The sequence below is a fragment of the Domibacillus indicus genome (assembly GCF_023715895.1).
Lineage (GTDB): Bacteria > Bacillota > Bacilli > Bacillales > Domibacillaceae > Domibacillus > Domibacillus indicus_A.
The window spans coordinates 1-255 of sequence record NZ_JAMBOO010000140.1; the positions used below are offsets into that span (position 1 = coordinate 1).

A 255-nucleotide genomic window follows, 5' to 3' on the forward strand; every position below is an offset into this window, starting at 1 on the left:
GACCGGCAAAGTCTATCATGCGGATTTGTCCGCTTCTTATAATATCGGAGCCCGCTACTTCATTCGTACTTTTCAAAAATCCACTTCGGAAACGAAATGGTTGTCTCTTCAGGCAAAAGTTCCTGAGTTGGCAATAAGGACATCTCAGACCTTGTCTTCGTTCATTAGTCTCCATCATGCACTCGGGCTTCCGAAGGAAGCTTAATCCGCTGATGTTGTACCGTATTCAAGATAAGGGATGCTCCATCAAAATCT

Annotated in this window: 1 pseudogene; it reads left to right on the forward strand. The window is 44.3% G+C overall.

The annotated features are described in order from the left end of the window. Positions 1 to 205: pseudogene (locus M3221_RS25995) on the forward strand (RNA-guided endonuclease TnpB family protein); the annotation flags it as partial. Between the last annotated feature and the right edge of the window lie 50 nt (positions 206 to 255).